This window comes from Aquimarina sp. I32.4, assembly GCF_002924285.1.
Taxonomy (GTDB): Bacteria; Bacteroidota; Bacteroidia; order Flavobacteriales; family Flavobacteriaceae; genus Aquimarina.
The window spans coordinates 32,191-51,669 of record NZ_PGUB01000003.1 but is presented as its reverse complement, the minus strand read 5'-3'; the positions used below and the strand labels follow the sequence as shown (position 1 = coordinate 51,669).

Here is a 19,479-nt window from a genome sequence, read left to right as displayed (position 1 = left end):
ATACACTATTCTACCAGTGTTGCTTCTTGTATACTTTCTGTTAAACTTTTTACTGTTTCTTGATCCTCTTTTTTATACATAGCATACCAGCCTAATCCAGATGATTTTCCTCCAGAATTTGGGTTGCCAAATAGATAAAATAAAGAAGAACCATTGGGAGGGATTTTCAGTAAGCCTAAAAATTTCAATGCTATTTCAGTAAACATAAGAAGGAACGACTTTTGACTATCATCAAAGGCCAATCGTATTTGTCCGATAGAGAGTTTAAGTACCGATTGTAAACTTATTAATTTAGCACCTCCACCTGTACCAGGTAGAGAGATACCTATATTAGCTTTATAATTATTTTCTCCCGTACTATCAGGAGTCCAACTCAATAAGAGGTATGAGTCCAGACTTACTTTGCCTGCCAATTCTCCAGGGGTTCCCATATTTAGTTTAAAATCCAGCCCATACCAGATAGAATTATCTACCCCAGATAACCTAACATCTGGAATGACGGTAAGAAAGCCTTTGTCTTGAGGGCTTTTATCACTATTTCCGATAATCAAACCTTTTAGATCTAATGCAAAATTGAGAAATAGGCTTTCGCTTCTGGCAGTACTGGTTGTGATATCAAAAGTGATTTCTCCTGCATCAAAATTTAGAGATTTATTTTGTTGTGGATTCTCAATTTCATAGATCATAGCAATACCCAGATTATTAAAACTAAGGCCAGTTCTTGGAGTAAGATTGGTATTATCTGAGCTTCCAAAAGAAAAGATATCAAAGTTGACAGGGTTACTTTTTGGGGCATTGCCTTTAGATGATTTACTTTTATTATTTGTATAGAATTTGTTGTCCTCTACCGCACCTTGAATAATTTTATAATCAATAAACCCTTGCATGCTAAACCAAGATTCATCATACCCTTCTTGAGGAGAATTACGAGTAGTTAATAGTACATTGGTGATTTCTATTTTGTTATAGATATTACTGTCAAATAGAAAGATAGTATCTGCTACACTTCCCATACTGTATACAGCATTTCCATTATTAATCTGGAAACTACCTTTGAGTAAAATATTTTTGAATGTGTTTTCGGGGTTTCCCATACTAGTTACATCACTGTCAAAAAGTTTATTGATTGTGAGTTGTGAGTAGCTTTCAAAGTCTTTTACTGTTGTGTTTTCAAATAAAACTTTTAGAGATAATAACCTATAATCATAGGTGTTTGCAGTAGTAGGCGAGATTGTTTTTGGAGGAGAGATTGTATCATCAAAATCAGGGTCTACATAATAAATCAAGCCAAACATAGTACTGGGTTGATCAACTACAGCACCACCATCTCCTTTGGTAACAGGGCTTATTTCTACTGCAAAATGATGTGCATTAAATGCTTCGGGATTGGTAATTCCTGCCATAATACCTTGTAGGTTTGTAGGAATATTTTTGATATCCATTCGTAAAATTAGGATTCCAGTCCAGTTTTCATCAGTAGCTATTTCATTGAATTTAGAGAAATATTCGTTATCAGATTGCTCAGATGCATTTTTAAAATAGGATTGCATCCATTGTGATACTATAATCAATTGATCAGGATCAGGCTCTTGTTGCACCCCTTCAGAATTAATTGTAGAAGGAGAACCAAAGCGATCCCGTTGTGTCCATTTTTTTGGATTGGCAATCAAACTTTCCTGAGCACTTATTTCTGTATCAGGGTTTGGGTCATATAACTTACCTTTTCGCCCCTTGATAATCATTATGTTTTTGTAGTTGTTATACTCACTTCCTTCTCCAACATTAGCTTGTAGTTCCCAACTATCAATACTTACAATATTATTGAATGCAGCAATCAAAGGGTCAGTACTATCCAGTGATCCCAAATATTTTGAATTGGCAGTTACCAAAAAAAGATCACTAGTTTGTGTAGCTTCTACCAGTTCATTTTCAGGGTTTATAAATTCTAGCTTATAATTTTTGTTTTGATCTGTATTCTGACCTAAGAAAATTTCATTCCAATGAGTTTGCGCTTCATTTTGTATGGTGGTAGCCAATAATCCAGAAGGAGTGGTTGAAGTAGCAGGAGATGCTTCGCTAATACTTGCTATCTGTTTTGCTGATAATAAAGAAGCTTTTGTACTTGCTTGACCAATAGTATCTCTACGGGTTTGACTTATAATCTGACTTTCAAAAGTTTCTGTGTCTGATTTAGAAAAAGACGTAACCCCATTACCTACCGTAAGTCCCAGATAAGGAACTATCGGAAAAAGCGTAGTTTCATCAGCTGTATATACAAAACCCAAATTATTGTGTACAAACAGATCCTGATATTTAAAAGAAGAAGTACCCTCTCCAAAAAGGGCAGAACCTTTGGGTTGAGATACATAAGTAACGGTGTTGCCAGAGGTATTGAGTATAGTTGCCCAAGCGGTTTCTTTAGAGTGATTTAATAAAGATGCTGTAGGAGATTCAGGAGCCTTTACAGAAGAAGCAGCTTCAAAAGGGAATTTTGGAGCAAATGCTCCATTTTTGGATATAAAACGAATAGTGTCTCCTTTTTGACTAAGGGTAAAAAACTCAGTTCCCTGAAGCCCACACATCATATAGTACTTACCTGTACTGATTTCTTTTTGAAATTCAATTTCAAAATCTCCCTCAGGGGTAAAATGAAAATCTTCTGCATTACTTTTTTCATTAATAGTGCCTTTAGAGATAACCAATCGTGCATTATATACGTTATCAGATTCTTGTTTTGGGGACAGAGTTATCTGGTTTCCATAATTAGAAGTAAAATAAGAATATAAAAGAGTGGCTCTTTGATTACTGTTTTTACCTGTAAAATCAAAATAAGTTCTTCGTGAGTTATAAGCTGTATTGATGTTACAAATAGCAGTAGTATCGTTTGAGCAAGGATTAAAAGTTTGATTAGTAACATCTGAAGGGTCAATAACGACAGAGAACCCTAGGTAATCTCCTGCGGGAATACTTTGTGCAAAAGGAAACCATTCTGATAATGAATCTTCATCTCCTTCTTCCTCGGGGAATAAATATTGAAACCCCCACTTTAAATCCTCTAAAAGAGAAAAACGGTTGATAAAATTAGAAAAACGAATACAACCTCGTAATGATCCTGAAAAGTTAATATACCCTATTTTGGAAGGAATCGTTTTTGGAGAAGAAGTACCAGAAAAATCAATCACCATATTGTTAGGATTGCCATTGAGAGTGATGGTATTGTTGGTATCTAATGTAATATCCATTCCATTTTGTACAGTAAGGTACAGACCAGTGGTAAGTGGAGTTTGTAGCCCAGTATTTATCCCTGATCCATTAGCTTTGAGTCCCATAAGAGAGCTGTTTGTGCTATTGATATCATTGATATTGATCTGTCTAAGCCATATCATTGCCCTATTTGCAGAGCTAGATGAGATCAACTCATTTATATTTTTTACAAAGATTTCAGCTTCTTCTTCATTTTCTATAGATAGAGTCTGTGCAGAGAACACAAAATTTCCATTATAATAGGAATTTTCCAGCGCATCTTTTAGGGCAATAGTGCTATTAGGAGGGTTAATCTCGTCTGGAGTAACAAAAGCAATAAAACCACGATCACCTGTTTCGTTTTCAGCAATATATAATTGACTGATAAATTTCTTAGAGAAAACTGTCATGTGTAAAAGATTAAGTTGAATGTGTGTAACTACTATTTTCTTTATATAAGGAAATAGGAGAGCATTACTTAGTTGTTTTGCAACAAAAAGCATTGATAAAACATGATATCTGATATCCAGATAAGCAAAAACCCGTAGATATAGGGTTTTTACTTATCTGAATACATAGATTAATTGCAATCTCTCATCATATCACAAAAAGAGGATTACTCAATCACTTAGGGGGATTAATTAGTAAACGTATAGGCAGCAGCCATTGTTTCCTGATTACTATTTCCTGTAGGGTTATAGCCACTAGTGAAAATAGCAATAGTATATGTAAGCCCTCTACCAATACTAATATCATTAAAAGCACCACCATTATTACTCGTTATCTGAACAGCAGATAATGGGCGTGCAAAGTAAGAAGGAGCTCCTGATTGCCAGATAGCTGCCCAAGATCCATTACCATTCAAATCGATTTGATTTGGGAAATTGCTTAAACCAAAAGAAACACTGGTTGTACCAGGTTTTACGTTTACAATTTCTCCTTCAAAATTATTAGAAGGTTCAGGCTGTCCTGCTGCAGGAATAAAGGATGATGAACAAATATTACCATAAGTTTGTGCTGGACTGTTTAATGTTGGCCCTACTGCATACCCAACAATGTAGCTATTGTTATTAAGGTCGAGACCAGCAAAATTAAGAGACCCTGCCTGAGTGTTACTAGGTATGATTTTGCTTTGTAAAGGTGGTGTGCCAAAAGGAATTTCATTACTATTCTGCCATAATACCACTTGATTACCAAAAGTGTTAGGTTGATTTCCAGGTAGAGTATCGTAATTGATATCTAGGGAATTAGCCGTGATAGAGGTAATTTCGATTTTAGTGGTTAATACGGTTGTTGCTTTTCCTTGTTGTTCTAATGTTGCTGTACTCATGATGTTTAGATTTAAATGTTATTAATAAGAGTTTAAAAAAAATTATTTCTCTGATGTCGGATCACTAGTATTAAATGTTAATATTGCAGCAGCTGTTGTATTGTCTGCCCCCATAAAGTATATTAAAGTATATTCTGTATCTCTGCCTAATGATAGGTTGTTAAGTCCAATAACCCCCTGATTGGCATAACTGTTTACTTCTTTCTTGATAAGAGCATCGGGAGGTAGATTATATGGTGAAACATACCCTTCCCATAATCCTATCCAATTCCCATTTTCTTTAGGAAGATATCCTGATAGTGTTTGATAATGTACAGATAGAGAAGTTTGCCCTAGATTTGCGATACCTATATTCACATATGATAGTGGCGCTTTGGTACCTCCAGCATTCAAAATAGCACTGGCACAAATATTTCCTACTCCAGAACCAACCCCATAGCCAACTATATAACTATTATAAGTAATAGTTAGGTTATCAATAGTAAGAGTTCCATCTTCTGTATTTACACCTATTTCTATGGTTCGTAAAGGAGTTACTGTCCAAGGAATAACAGATGCTTCCCAAATGGCAATAAAATTTTTATAGGTAGAGGGTTGATTAGCAGGAAGACCTGAAAAAGCTACTGTGATAGATTGGCCTGTATAACCAGTGATTTCGATTTTACAAGTATTGAGTTTTGCTGCACCTAAGGCTATTGCAAGAGGTAAATGTGTTTTCAAAGTAGGGATGTTGCTATTAGAAATAGAATTATGCGCGAATAGATGAGAAGATCGATTCGAAATACATAAGAAAAGTATAGTTATACTAATCGATATAATCTTCTTAATACAACTATCGTAAAGCCCCGATGTAAGGAAATATTTAAAATTCAGTACCATTTAATATATGATTTGTGTTGAAATTGATATTAACTATCTGAAGTACTCTTGAGACTAAGTTACCTTTAAATTAAGTTATTTCCTATAGGTATAAACCCTTGTTTTTTAATTAGTTATATTGTTGTTTTTGATGATTTTATAAAAGGTTTTACCATACTTTTAGTAGTTACTAAGACATGAAATTTAATACTTTAAAAATCATTATAATATAGAACTTTTAGAGGTGGTGTTGTTTTGTATATGACTGATATTTAAGTTTTTGTGATTTTTTTAAGTGAATTAAATGGTGTTTTAACATTTTTTTAGTTGCAACATAATTGCAGTTATATTTCATATGTTATACATTGCAACACTGTTGCAACAAAAAAGGAATAGCCGAAAACCTTTATAAACGAGTAGGCATAATCTTAAAACTATAATCATGAAAATTCACAAAGAATCATTAATTTCTCAAATCTTAGAAGAAAAATTAGCTAATCCAATAGGAGGTACACATTGTAGTAACTGTGGACATTGTCACAATACATTGTAGATTTCATTGCGGTAGCATGATGTATAATCATGTTGCCGTTTTTTAATTTTTGAAACATGAAAGTACTAGAAGAAAAACAATTAGCTGAGATTCTCAAATTTGAAAGTGAGGATGTCATTTCTAGATTTAAAGATATGTATCTTATTGAAGAGGATGAAATAAGAGATATTTTTAATGAAACGCTCAAGTTTCTTTATATAAGTCAGATTCCTGGAGTTTTTATACCAGATGATCTTTTGATTATAGATGAGATGTGGCATAATATGATTCTTTTTACACCTCAATACCACGAATTTAGTAAAGAATGTTTTGGTAAACCTTACTTTCATCATATTCCTGCTACCAAAAAAGAAAAGGAAGATCGTAAAAAAAGCATGGCAAAAGACCCAGAGAAAGCCAGAAAAGAATATCTAAAAAAATTAGAATTTTTATTGTCGGTAACATATGATTATCTGGGGGAAAAAACAGTAGAAAAGTGGTTCAGGAAATATCCACAAGAATATGGCAAAGAACAGCTGAAAGCACTAAGAAAATAAAATGAGTATTTTTCCTAAACGAGCCGTACCAGGTAAAACAGTTACTATACACTGGAATTTTAATATTTCATCATTAAAACACACACATATATTACCTTTTGTAAGAATAGGTGTCAAAGACCCAAAAGGTAAGGTAACAATGCTTTTTGAAGAGCATGTTCTTGGCTTACCTGATCCTGTTGCCAATGATAAATCAGATGAGCAACAATTAAAATACCTAAATAAAAACATTCCACTTCTGGTATTAGCAGATTATCTAAGTGGTCCTTGCAAAAGAGAAAAGCTAATAGAAATCCTTAAAAATATTCAGTCAGGAAGACATTACTATTTTACATATACGGTTCCAAATGATGCTCCTATAGGAAAATACACGTTGATATCAGAAGTTCACAATTCTGGAGAGATAAAGCACTCTAAAACTGCAATAGATGATTTTTTCTTGGTAGAGAAGCTTACCCTAGATAAGGTTGTTGAAGAAGGAGGGCAAAAAAAAGCAATAATTGTCAATCATTCTACAGAAAAAACACCAGTTAAAGTGGTGTATTGTTATGAGAATGAGTTGGGAGAATTAAATACTAAAGTACAAGTTTTTGAAATTGAGGCATCACAAGAAACAGAAATACAATTTTTTTCTGATAAAGACTTTCTTTTATATAATGAAGAACGAGAAGTAATCCCATTGACAGCTTTATCCACGTCATATCTACTACGTAATCAACAAGTACTAGAAATACAAAAAAATAATGAGTTCTCCTGTCTGTTAAAAAAAGATAAAGAAGAAGCCTATCGTTTAACAACAGAAACAAAACAGTTATGGGAAAAATCAAATGGATTATTTCATAAAGATACGATGTCAGAAAAAGAAAAAGCAATTTTTGAAGAAATGAACTCAGAAGGATTAATAGAAGAAATCCACCTTTAAGATATTTAAGATAAAAAAAATAGCGTTATAAAACATAAAACGATAAAATAAAGCATACCAAACAATTTGTCACTCTCCCATGCACTACAATTCATATTTTATAATTGTCTTTCTTTTTTTTTCAATAAGTTGTTTGAGTCAACAGGCTACCATCTCAGGGGTAGTAATCAACAGCAAGGGAGAGCCTTTGTCTGGAGCCCATATATATGAATCAAAAGCAAATAGGAGTGTAGTGACCGATATTTCTGGTGGCTTTGAGTTAGACAACTTATCATTAGGGCAACATGATTTAACCATATCTTATATTGGATATTATACAAAGCAAGAGAAAATACTGCTTAAAAAAGAACAGCCTAAAGTAAAACAAACAATTGTACTAACCCAACAATCTGATGAGTTGGATGAAGTAACATTAAAAGGAACATCAGAAGCTACCAAGATAAAGAACAGTACTACAACAGTATCTGTTATCAAAGCGCAAGCATTTCATACTAGATCTATAACCACCTCTGATCTTTTGGCTACAGCATCAGGAGTGCAGGTAAGACAAAGTGGAGGAGTAGGCAATAGCGCAGAGATTTCTATTCAAGGATTAAGTGGTAGACAAGTAAAACTATTTGTAGATGGTATTCCTATGGATTTTTTATTACCTGTAGAAGAATTAGGCGTAGGTCCTTCTTTGGCAATGCTACCTGTCAACCTTATCAAGCGTATGGAAATATACAAAGGAGCAGTGCCAGTAAGTATGGGGGTGGATGCATTAGGAGGAGCTATTAATATGGTCACAAGAAAAGAAAAATATGATTTTGTAGAGGCCTCAGCAGGATATAGTTCGTTTAATACATGGAGAACTACAATTAATGCCCGAAAAATACTAGCATCGGGATTCACAGCAGGATTGACAGGGTTTTATACCTCATCAGATAATAATTATAGATTACATGATGTCAATGTTATTAACGAACTAGGTAACCCAGAATCTATTTCTGCCAAAAAATTCCATGATAGATTTAGAAGCTATATGATTAAGGCAGATATAGGAATGATAGATCAGTCATGGGCAGATCGTATATTGCTTAGTTTTTCATATGCTGATTTATATGATGAAATTCAGCATAATTTTGAAATGAGACAACCTTATGGAGAAGCATTGAATAGAGTATCTACTTATAACAATGCATTGCAATACGAGAAAAAGGACCTTGTAAAAAACTTAGATGCAAACCTATATGTAGGATATAATAGGATCATTACAAATTTTGATGATGCTACACTAAATATTTATAATTGGAGAGGAGAAATTGTAGGACAAAGGACATCAGGAGGAGAAATTACAGCCTCACAAAATAAGCTAAAGCTTACAGGAGATAATATTACAGGAAGAATAAATTTACAATACAATGCTAATCCAGCAACTAAATTAATTTTTAACGGAGTAACTTCTTTTTTTAAACGATCAGGGGAAGATCCTGTAGCAGCAGATTTTTATGGAGAAGATCATTTTAAAAACCCTGTATCTATCAATAAAATTACCAGTGGTATTGGAATAGAAAGAGATTTTTTTAATAAAAGAGTAACGAGTAATAGCGCAGTAAAGGTATATCATTATACGGCAAAAGGTTTTGAAATAGGGGATAATGAGGCACAGATAGTCGAACAGCAGAAAACCGAATATGGAGCAAGTCAATCTTTCTCATGGAAAATGAATACCAATTTCCTAGCAAAACTATCCTATGAATATGCGACACGATTACCTGATAGAATCGAAATGCTAGGAGATTTTAGCGCTGCTGTTGCGGCAAATCCTAATTTAAGACCCGAAAGAAGCCATAATATCAACCTAGGAGGAACTTATAAAAAGAAAATATGGAGCGCAGAAGCTTATGGATTTTTTAGAGAGGTGGAAGATATTATCATACTTCAGGCCGTTCCCCCTCCTGTACTAAGTACCTATCAAAATTTATTAAAAACAAGAATCTTAGGGGTTGAAAGTGAGATTAAAATAACTCCAACACCATGGATAAGCTTGGTGTTAAATGGTACTTTTCAAGATCTGCGAAATCGATCTAAAAAAGAAAACTCAGGAGTTTCTAATGATCGCTATTTTGGAGCTAGACTTCCCAATAAGCCTTACTTGTTTGGAAACGGAGAAGTCCAGATTACTCAACGCAATCTTATGGATAAAGAAGATCGGTTGCAATTCTGGTGGTCTACAAGATATGTAAAAGACTTTTTTAGATACTGGGAGATAGATGGAAGAAAAGAAGATAAGCTCGTTATTCCTACCCAATGGCTACATAACTTAGGAATAGCTTATACAGATAAACAGAATAGATATACAATCACGCTAGAAACTAATAATATATTCAATCGACAAGCCTATGATAATTTTGGAGTTCAGAAACCAGGAAGATCATGGCATTTTAAACTAAAAACTTCACTTTTTAAATCTTAACATAACAGTCATGAACAAATTAAAATCAACAACATACATATATATCCTAGGACTATTAGTCGCATTTAATATGCTCTCTTGTGGGTCAGATGATGATGCAACTACTTCTGTAGAAGAACCAGTAGTCAAAATAAATCATGGGGTAGCAGTAGTATCTGGAGCAGGAGATGTAAAAACTACTTTTTTACAAGGACTTACAAATCTTAACACTACTTCTATAGATAATAAAAATAGTACAGAAGTAGGACAGTTTAGCTCTGTGTATTCTGATGGAAAAGCCATGTTTACTGCTGGCTTTGGATCACCAGCTACGATGAAAAAATTCGTATTTGATAAAGAAGGAAAAGCTGTTCTAGAGCAAGAAATTATAATTCCAGGATCTAATTCTTTTTCTTCTTTAGAAATTCTAAATGAGACTACAGGGTATGCAACTGTAGGAGGAGGGATATCCAAAGTTATTCAATTTGATCCTTCTACTATGAGAATTACAGGTGAAATAGATCTAAAAGATGTAGGAGATGGTATCTTCTATTCAGATATGGTAATAAAAGATACAAATTTATTTGTAGCACTAAATGATTTTGGTGGATCAGGAACAGCTAAGGTTGCTGTGGTAGATTTAAAGACCAATACCCTTAGTAAGATAATAACAGATGATCGTACCGCTACGCTGTTTAATACGTTAACCTCAGAGATTATGACTGTTGATGCTCAAGGAGATATTTACATTCAGGCTTCTGGCTTGTTTAGTGATAAGCCAAGTGGTGTTTTGAGAATTAAAAATGGACAGACAGATTTTGATACTACATATTTCTTTGATCTAGGTGCTGCGTTTGGTAAAACTTGCTTTGGGTTATATCACTTTGGTGAGGGGGCAACTTTTACTATAATTTCAGAAAATGATGATAATTTTTTCGGAACAGATGGAGCTAACCCTGTTTTTAGATATCAAAAAATTGACCTTGCTGGAACAAAAAAAGTAGGAGATTTAGAAACCTCTTTGCCTAATACTTTTGCGGCATCTCGTACATCATTTATGAAAAAAACATCAGATGATGAGGTTCTTTTTCCTATTTCAGGAACGGAAGAAGATGCTTTGTATAGTTATAAAATCAGCTCTGGTAGTGTAACTAAAAAAATGGTGAGTACCAGTGGGTATATTACTGGAATCATCACACTAAAGCAATAAAAAATGCTCGAAGCAATCGATTTGACAAAAAGATATGGTGATTTTACGGCACTACAATCTCTAAACTTAACCATAAACGAAGGTGAAATTTTTTGCCTTTTGGGAGCAAATGGGGCAGGAAAATCTACCACTATTAATTTGTTTCTCAATTTTATTGGAGCAACAAGTGGTAGTGCAAAGATTAATGATCTAGATGTTACAAAGCATGCAAGAGAAACCAAGCAGCTGTTATCATATATTCCTGAAAATCTGATGTTGTATAAAAACCTGACAGGATTGGAAAACTTACAGTTTTTTTGTGGACTGGGAGGAAAACATCAAAGTAAAGGAGAATTAGAAGAATTACTGGAACAATCAGGATTACAGACAGACTTTATCAATAGACGAGTAGATAATTACTCAAAAGGAATGCGTCAAAAAGTAGGTATTGCATTAGCCAGAGCAAGAGGATCAAAAGTATTACTACTAGACGAACCTACTTCTGGACTTGATCCTAAAGCCAGTAATGAGTTTTCTGAATTATTACTAAGCATGAAAGAAAAGGGAGTAGCCACATTGATGGCTACTCACGATCTTTTTAGGGCAAAAGATACGGGAACACATATCGGTATTATGAAAGAAGGAAGATTGCTAGAGAAATTTGAATCTCAAGAAGTCAGTTTTCGAGATCTGGAAAAATTATATTTAAAACATATGCATAATTAAAGCGATGAATTCAGTTTTCTTGATAGCCAAAAAAGAAATACTAATTGCCCTGCGTCAAAAGGTAATTCGTGCTCTTGCAATTGTGATAATGGTATTGCTAAGTGTTGCATTATATGCTGGATATGTAGCCTATGATCAACAAAAAGAAGTAATAGAAAATGCACGAAAAGAGAAAAGAGAAGAATGGCTTACACAAGGAGATAAACATCCTCATATAGCAGCGCATTATGGTACTTTTATATTTAAACCCAAAACCATTTTAAGTCTGTTTGATTTTGGATTGGATACCTTTACTGGTACTTCTGTATATCTAGAAGCACACTATCAACATGAGTTTATGTTTCGTCCTGCACAGGACCATAGTAGTATGATACGATTTGGTGAACTTAGTGCAGCACTTGTATTACAAATCTTGGTTCCTTTACTCCTTATTTTTTTAGCATTCCCTGCATTTACCAAAGAAAGAGAAAGTGGTACACTCAAATTATTAATTAGTCAGGGAGTCTCCTGTACTACTATCGTATGGGGGAAAATAGTAGCGTATTTAAGTATTCTTTTATCAATATTGGCTCCGTTTTTTGTAATAGCATTTATTTTATCTACCATGCTGGCAAATTCTGAGACCATACCAGATATAGCAGTTAGAGTAGTGTTATTGGTTATTATTTATGTAGTATACCTTCTTATTTTTGTTGCTTTTTCGGTATGGGTATCCATGCGATCATCTACAAGTAAAAACGCATTACTTACCTTATTGACATGCTGGATTCTGTTTATGATTATTATACCAAAAACAACAGCAAATTTTGGAGAAAGTATGTACCCATTACCTTCTATGAAAATCTATAGAGAAGCAATTCAAAAAGATATCAAAAGCGGGTTAGATGGTAAGGCTTCAACAAGTTTTAGACAGAACCAATTAAAAAAAGAATATCTGCAACAGTATGCGGTAGATTCAATTCATAAACTTCCTTTGAATTTTGAAGGAGTGCGTATGCAAGCAGGAGAAGATTATGGTAATAAAGTATATGATGTGCATTGGGCAAGACTCAAAAAAATATTTGATAATCAGAACCGTATTGCAAGCTTATCAAGTTTTATTACACCATATCTTGCTATACGCAATTTATCAATGGGACTTACCGCAACCGATTTGTATACTTCAATTCATTTTCAGAAAAAAACAGAAAACTATAGGAGAGAATTAGTACGAAAAATGAACAATGATATGGCTCAAAACTCTAGATATGGAGAGTTTTATGAATACAAAGCAGGTAAAAATTTATGGAATTCGATCAAAGAGTTTGAGTATACTACAATGTCTGTCTATGAGATAGTATCATTATACAAAACAGAATTAATATCTCTATGTTGCTGGGCGGTATTGATCTTTTCTCTTTTAGGGTATTCATCTCGTAAAATCAGACCTGTATATGAATAAGGTAATACTACTATTAATACGTTATGAATGGATTTCTTTTGTTAGAAATACTTTTCAATTGCTGATGTTGGGATGTACTTTTTTGTTAGGACTATATGCAATTTATTATGGACAGTCAGAAATAGAAGTACAACGAGAAACCATACAAGATGTAAAAGATATAGAAGAACATGAATTTCACCAATATCAAGCCAGTTTTAAAGAAGAACTAGGATCAGAAAGAAAAAAAATGCAAATAGCATCAGATCCTTCATATGCTTGGCATAGACATGGATATCATGCAGTATTACATCCTCATGATTATGCAGCACTAGCCATTGGTCAATGTGACCTACACCCATACTACTATAGACTTACAGGGATGAGTCTTCATTACCAACTTTTTGAAAATGAAATTGCCAATCCAGTAAAGTTATATGTAGGTAATTTTGATCTGTCATTTGTATTGATTTACCTTTTTCCATTATTAATTATAGCATTTACCTATAGTTTATACGCGGGAGAAAAAGAAACAGGAGTATTACCCTTGTTGCACATTCAATCCATAAGTATTAGAAAGATTCTAATGGTGCGATTAGGGTTTTATTTTTGCTTAATTACAGGGCTAGCATTATTTATTTCGATAATAGGTCTTGTTTCTTCTGGTAATATTTTTGCTCCAGAAAATAGGCTTGCAACCTTGTTTTGGATTGTTGGAGTTGTTGTATACTGCGCATTTTGGTTTGCAGTATTGTTTTGTATTGTTAGTTTTAAAATGAATTCTTCTTTTACTGCAATAAGTGCGGCAGGAATATGGCTTTTATTTCTTATTGTTATACCCGCAGTACTTAATGTATTAATGTCTTCACAGTATCCATTAAATAGTACATCTCTAGCTGAAATTACGCGTAGAACAAGTTTAGAAAATGAAGAAGATGAGAACGAAGCAAGAGAAGTCATACATGAGTTTTTAGATCATAACCCACATCTGAAAGGATCAGATACACTGATACATAATAATACACTAGCAAAAGCATATGCCGCATTAACCTCATTAAAAGATATGCATAGCAAAGAAGATGTAGATCATTATGTGAGTCAGGTATATAAAAGAAATCAATGGGCAGCAGGTTTACATTGGATCAATCCAGCAGTCAATATGCAAGGGATATTTGTACATATTGCCAAAACAGATCTCAATACCTATCATCAATTTCACTCTTCTATAGAGTCGTTTCATCGTGCTATTTCTGATTTTTATTTCAAGAAATTGTTTTGGGATAAACCAATACAGTTAGAGGATTACTCCAAGCTCCCTTCTTTTAAGATGAAAACAAATGAGGTAAAATGGAAAACTCATATTCTTTGGAGTATGGCAAAAGTGGGTATTACAATGGTGTTCTTTTTTGCGGTAGGTTTTATAAATATAGAAAAACAAAAAAAATGAAGAAATGGATTTGTAATATTCTTGTATTCGTGCAATATAATATGATTGCTCAACAAACGAATCAAAATTTTCCTCCTCCAGATACTCCTCCTCAGATTCATGCAAAACGAGTACAAGGTACTATAAAAATTGATGGGAAATTAACTGAGTCTGATTGGCAAAATGCGATACCAGTAGATGATTTTTTTAGAATGGAACCCAGACAAGGAGGAACCTATAAACATAAAACAGAAGTCAAAGTGTTATTTGATGAAAAGTATCTATATGTGGGAGTTTTTTGTGAGGATTCATTAGGACAAAAAGGAGTTCGTGTTCAAGATTTGAGGAGAGATTTTAGTGAAGGAGAAAATGATATTTTTAGTATACAATTAGACCCTCAGAATCTCAAACAGTATTGTGTTTCTTTTCAGACAACCCCCTATGGTAATCAACGAGATTTACAAAATTTTAATGATACAACAATAGATAATGATTGGAACGCTTTGTGGTCTGTGCGAACTCATAGAACGGATAAAGGTTATTTTGCAGAATTTGGGATACCTTTTGCTTCCCTTAGATATGACAATCAGGAAAAAGGAGAGGATGTTGCTTGGGGAATTACATTTAATCGATTGGCAAGAAGAGATTATGAGCGTACTGTTTTTCCTGCAATTCCACAATCCTTTTCTCAATATAGGATGACATATGCCGCTCAGATAAAAGGATTAGAACTTCCTGATTCTGGGGTTAACCTTAGGATAGAACCTTATTCTTTGTATAAATACACAACCACGGATATAGAAGGAGAAGAAAACTCAGAGAGTGATATAAAGTTCGGAGGGGATTTGAAATGGGCGATAAGTCCGCAATCTGTATTGGATGTAACAGTGAATACAGATTTCGCACAAGCAGATGTGGATAGGGCGGTTAATAACCTAGAGAGATTTAATATTTTTTTTCCAGAACGAAGGCAGTTTTTTTTAGAAAACTCAGGAATATGGGCTGGGGCATCCAGTGAATTGGTACGCCCTTTTTTTAGTAGAAAAATAGGATTAGAAGGAAGATTTAATGCAGTTCCCGCTCCAATTGATGTTGGAACACGGTTTACTGATAGAAATGATAAGCGCACACTTGCAGGGCTATATATTCATCAAAGAGAGACTGATAATTCCCCAGGAGCTAATTTTGGAGTATTTCGGTATTCACAGAATTATAGCAAAGAAAATAATATAGGAATAATGATTAATCATCGTCTGGATGAGAAAAACAATGTGTTGGCTGTTGACCAAAATAATAATACAACCACTACAATAGACGGATTGATCAGATTAAAAGATAAATGGACAATATCGTATCTAGCCTCGGCAACATATGACGAGCAAACTAGCAAATGGGGGCAGGCTGGAAGTATTTTTTCAGAATATAGTAGTAATAGGATGAAATGGGGCTGGTCTACAGATTTTGTGAGTAAAGAGTATGATTCCAAGACTGGTTTTGTTTTTCAAAACGATGTTATTAGACATAATCCTGGAGGGTATTTTATCCTAAGACCCAAGAAACTCCCTTGGATTAGACGGTGGGATCCTGGTTTTTTTGCCAGATATCAACATGATTTTCAGAACCCAGAAGAGTTTCAGCAGGCGAGCCTGTATCTTTTTCCAGTCTATATATTTTTTAAAGACAATAGTTTTGTAGAATATTCTGTAACTCCCTCTTGGCAAAATATAAATTTTGATTTTGAACCACTGGGATTATCTATCGAAAAAAAACGTTATTTCTATACAAGGCAATTTGTTAGGTATAATTCTGATCGATCTAGAAAATTATCTGCCTCAGCCAAATATGAATGGGGGGATTTTTATAATGGAAACAGAAAGACTGTTACTGCTGGTATACGATATGCTCCTTTGCCACACGTTGCTATAACGGGAGATTATGAGCATAATTCACTCAAAAATATTGGAGTGCAAAGAGAAGGTTTAAAAACAGACCTGTACTCTGCTAGCCTTAGATTGGCGCTCTCACCCAGAATGCAAGTATCTTCTTTTTATCAATACAATTCGTTTGATAAACGAGGAGGGTGGAACGCAAGGCTTAGTTGGGAGTATATGCCATTATCTTTTATTTATCTAGTATTTAATGACACTCAAATAAATTCGTTTGATCCAGTACAAAGAAACCAACAATTTATAAGTAAAATTACTTTTCTGAAACAATTTTAAAATGTGAAAAAACGACCTGACATACTCAAAGATAATCTCTGGAAATTAATGTGGAAACTTTCTTTACCTGGAATATTAGGAATGATGGTCATTTCTATTAATTCATTGGTAGATTCTATATATGTGAGTTATTTTATTGGGGCAGATGCTTTTGCTGGGGTTTCATTATTGTTTCCTCTTACATTGGTAATAACCAGTATAACCGTTTTTATCGCGGCAGGGTCATCTTCGGTTTTAAGTAGAGCTATTGGTTCTGATGATAAGAATACACAACAGAAAGTACTCCCTAATTTGATTGCACTCTCTATGATAAGCTCTATTATTATCATAGTAAGTGGTGTCTTGTTTTCTGAAGAACTGATTGCAGTAATGGGGGGTACAGATGCTATGTTTGAACATGGGGTTTCTTATTTTAAAGTATATATATTAGGGGCATTTTTTAATATTTATGGTCTTTCTGCAAATGGACTCATAAGATCAGAAGGGAAGATCAAACAGGCGATGACATTTACAGTGATGTCTGTGATAATGAATATTATGTTAACACCTTTGTTTATTCATACGTTCTCAATGAATATAGAAGGGGCTGCTTGGAGTAGTATTATATCAATGTTGTTATATGCAATAGCAACATCATTCTATTTTATAAAAGGAAAAGCTTCTTTTAGTACAGGCAAATTCAAAATAGGTATAGAAAAAGATATCATAAAAGATGTGATCAATATAGGAACTTCTGCTTTTGTTATGCAATTATCTAATGTGGTAAAACAGTTTTTTTTATTTAGAACATTGACGTGGTATGGAACATCTCATGACATTACTTTTTTCAGTGCGGCTTTTAGGTTGTTTTCATTTTTAGCAATACCTGTTTTAGGACTATTACAACCCATGCAACCAATTATTGGGATTAATTATGGAGCTTCTAATATACAAAGGTGTATAGAGACAGTAAAGATTTTCAGAATAGGAAGTATTTTATTCGTAGCAGTGTTAATGATTCCAGTATTACTCTTTCCAGAACACTGCATTGAATTACTTTTACCAGATATTGTTTTAAGTAGTGCTGATATTATTAATTTAAGAAGTATTCTAGCAGTATTACTTTTATTACCTATTGCATCTAGTGGTATCATACTTTTTCAAGCAACTGGTAAAGGCAAATTAGCAAGTTTATTACCAATAGGAAGACAGGTTGTATTGTTTTTACCCTTGATATTAATTTTGCCTAGATTGTATAATGTAGATGGAATATATTATGCTTTAATAATAGAAAATGTACTATACGCATTACTAGTATGGATTGTATCTAGAAATGAATTAAGAAAGTTTTCAAATGTAGTCTCTACAGAAGTAGCTTTAGGGAAATAGAGGTGTTTTTTGTATATTTATTTTTTTTGAGCTACTATATGAAACACATGCCAGTGTTTTGTTTTACCAGAAACTGTTGTTCCTTGTTTTTCTATTTCTTTATTAAAGTGAAGATGATATCCTTTGAACAATTCATTTATTTTTTTGGAAGTATGAAAAGTCATTTCAGGATTAGGGTTCCAAGAATCATTATGGCCAAATAAATGACCACTAAAAAAACCATTTTTAGGTATGGCAGAGGAAATTACATGCCATAATTTTTCAAAATGATCTGGATGACAAAAGGGTAAACTGAAAGTAGCATTTATAAGGTAAGCATCAGGAAGAGTGTCAATATTTTCAAAAGCACGCAAATCGAGTTGAAGCTGGTCTTTGTGCTCGGCAGGAATATTGCCTTTAATCCTCAATAAAGAATCATTTTGTTTATCGATAGCAAGTACATTCCACTGTTCTTGTAGCATAGCAAAAGTATCTATACCATTTCCACATCCCAGATCAATAGCTAGTTTGTTTTTTATATCGAGAGGTGTTTTTTTTAGAAATTCAAGAGTTTTGACCAACGTAGCAGCAGGAGGATACTTTTTTTGGTCAAAATTCTGATAGTGAGTGTTCCAAGAGTTATTCATTGGTTACATTTTAACTAGATAAACATCCATTACATATACCATTAATAGTATAGTTTATTTTTTGAGCAAGAAACTTTTCTAAAACCTTAATTTTGGGGATTTTTATATCCTCTAGACAATAGGTGTTTGAGCATTTTTCACAGATAAGGTGTACATGCTCATCGGTATGTACTTCTTCTGGGCATTCATGACTACATAATGCATATCGTATTCCATTACTATCCTCAGAAGCTTTATGTAAAATCCCATGTTTCTCAAAAGAATTCAGAGTTCTGTATATCGTTACTCTATCATGAGTTATTTTCATATGAGAAATTATTTCTTTGGCAGATAATGCATAAGAATGGTTTATAAAAATTTTAAGCATTTCAATTCGTGCAGAAGTCTTTTTTAATGCATGAGACTTTAATAATCCTTCTATATACTTTTGTGTATTCATGAATGATAAATATTCAATAAGGTTCAGTTTAAGGAGGTATAGCACCTCATTATTTATGATAGAACCTCTATTTTATTCCCTTTTTCAAAGATACTCATTATTTTATGAAGAATATTTATATATAGAGAGAACTGCATCAGGTGTTTTTTTATAAAACGCTGTAAAATAACAATGTAGTTGGGGGAGG

The 19,479-nt window shown here is 33.5% G+C and carries 14 protein-coding genes; 9 read left to right on the top strand and 5 right to left on the bottom strand.

What is annotated here, in order from left to right:
* Positions 1–5: 5 nt before the first annotated feature.
* The 3 genes from CVD18_RS01105 to CVD18_RS01095 form a co-directional block, all read right to left on the bottom strand.
* On the bottom strand, positions 6–3,653 hold the full coding sequence (locus tag CVD18_RS01105; RefSeq protein ID WP_146052672.1) for a hypothetical protein: 3,648 nt from the start codon (positions 3,651–3,653) through the stop codon (positions 6–8).
* A 227-nt stretch (positions 3,654–3,880) separates the two neighbouring features.
* Positions 3,881–4,573, bottom strand: coding sequence for a hypothetical protein (locus CVD18_RS01100; RefSeq protein ID WP_103863609.1), 693 nt, complete (start codon positions 4,571–4,573; stop codon positions 3,881–3,883).
* Positions 4,574–4,615: 42 nt separating this feature from the next.
* A complete protein-coding gene (locus CVD18_RS01095; protein ID WP_103863608.1) occupies positions 4,616–5,293 on the bottom strand; it encodes a hypothetical protein in 678 nt (225 codons plus the stop codon).
* 747 nt (positions 5,294–6,040) lie between these two features.
* On the opposite strand from CVD18_RS01095, the gene CVD18_RS01090 reads away from it, so the two are divergent.
* The 9 genes from CVD18_RS01090 to CVD18_RS01050 all read left to right on the top strand — a co-directional run bounded on the left by CVD18_RS01090 (position 6,041) and on the right by CVD18_RS01050 (position 18,227).
* Complete coding sequence (locus CVD18_RS01090) at positions 6,041–6,520, top strand: hypothetical protein (RefSeq protein ID WP_103863607.1); 480 nt, start codon at positions 6,041–6,043, stop codon at positions 6,518–6,520.
* 1 nt (position 6,521) lies between these two features.
* Complete coding sequence (locus CVD18_RS01085) at positions 6,522–7,442, top strand: hypothetical protein (RefSeq protein WP_103863606.1); 921 nt, start codon at positions 6,522–6,524, stop codon at positions 7,440–7,442.
* 133 nt (positions 7,443–7,575) lie between these two features.
* Positions 7,576–9,897 carry a TonB-dependent receptor gene (locus tag CVD18_RS01080; RefSeq protein ID WP_158250363.1) on the top strand — a complete coding sequence of 774 codons (2,322 nt, stop codon included), beginning with the start codon at positions 7,576–7,578 and terminating at the stop codon, positions 9,895–9,897.
* Positions 9,898–9,907: 10 nt separating this feature from the next.
* Positions 9,908–11,086: a hypothetical protein gene (locus CVD18_RS01075; RefSeq protein WP_103863604.1), complete on the top strand. Its 1,179-nt coding sequence runs from the start codon at positions 9,908–9,910 to the stop codon at positions 11,084–11,086.
* A 3-nt stretch (positions 11,087–11,089) separates the two neighbouring features.
* Positions 11,090–11,791 carry an ABC transporter ATP-binding protein gene (locus CVD18_RS01070; RefSeq protein WP_103863603.1) on the top strand — a complete coding sequence of 234 codons (702 nt, stop codon included), beginning with the start codon at positions 11,090–11,092 and terminating at the stop codon, positions 11,789–11,791.
* A gap of 4 nt (positions 11,792–11,795) precedes the next feature.
* The gene (locus CVD18_RS01065; protein WP_103863602.1) at positions 11,796–13,232 is read left to right on the top strand and encodes a DUF3526 domain-containing protein; all 1,437 of its coding nucleotides are present in this window, start codon (positions 11,796–11,798) and stop codon (positions 13,230–13,232) included.
* On the top strand, positions 13,225–14,658 hold the full coding sequence (locus CVD18_RS01060; RefSeq protein ID WP_103863601.1) for a DUF3526 domain-containing protein: 1,434 nt from the start codon (positions 13,225–13,227) through the stop codon (positions 14,656–14,658). Before CVD18_RS01065 ends, CVD18_RS01060 begins: the two co-directional genes overlap by 8 nt.
* Positions 14,655–16,859, top strand: coding sequence for a DUF5916 domain-containing protein (locus CVD18_RS01055; RefSeq protein ID WP_103863631.1), 2,205 nt, complete (start codon positions 14,655–14,657; stop codon positions 16,857–16,859). The genes CVD18_RS01060 and CVD18_RS01055 overlap by 4 nt, the downstream gene beginning before the upstream one ends.
* Positions 16,860–16,862: 3 nt before the next feature.
* Positions 16,863–18,227 carry an MATE family efflux transporter gene (locus CVD18_RS01050; RefSeq protein WP_103863600.1) on the top strand — a complete coding sequence of 455 codons (1,365 nt, stop codon included), beginning with the start codon at positions 16,863–16,865 and terminating at the stop codon, positions 18,225–18,227.
* A gap of 17 nt (positions 18,228–18,244) precedes the next feature.
* Here CVD18_RS01050 and CVD18_RS01045 read toward each other — a convergent pair whose 3' ends face one another.
* Both CVD18_RS01045 and CVD18_RS01040 read right to left on the bottom strand, forming a co-directional pair.
* The gene (locus CVD18_RS01045) at positions 18,245–18,853 is read right to left on the bottom strand and encodes a class I SAM-dependent methyltransferase (RefSeq protein ID WP_103863599.1); all 609 of its coding nucleotides are present in this window, start codon (positions 18,851–18,853) and stop codon (positions 18,245–18,247) included.
* Between the two features lie 10 nt (positions 18,854–18,863).
* Positions 18,864–19,292 carry a Fur family transcriptional regulator gene (locus tag CVD18_RS01040; protein ID WP_103863598.1) on the bottom strand — a complete coding sequence of 143 codons (429 nt, stop codon included), beginning with the start codon at positions 19,290–19,292 and terminating at the stop codon, positions 18,864–18,866.
* Between the last annotated feature and the right edge of the window lie 187 nt (positions 19,293–19,479).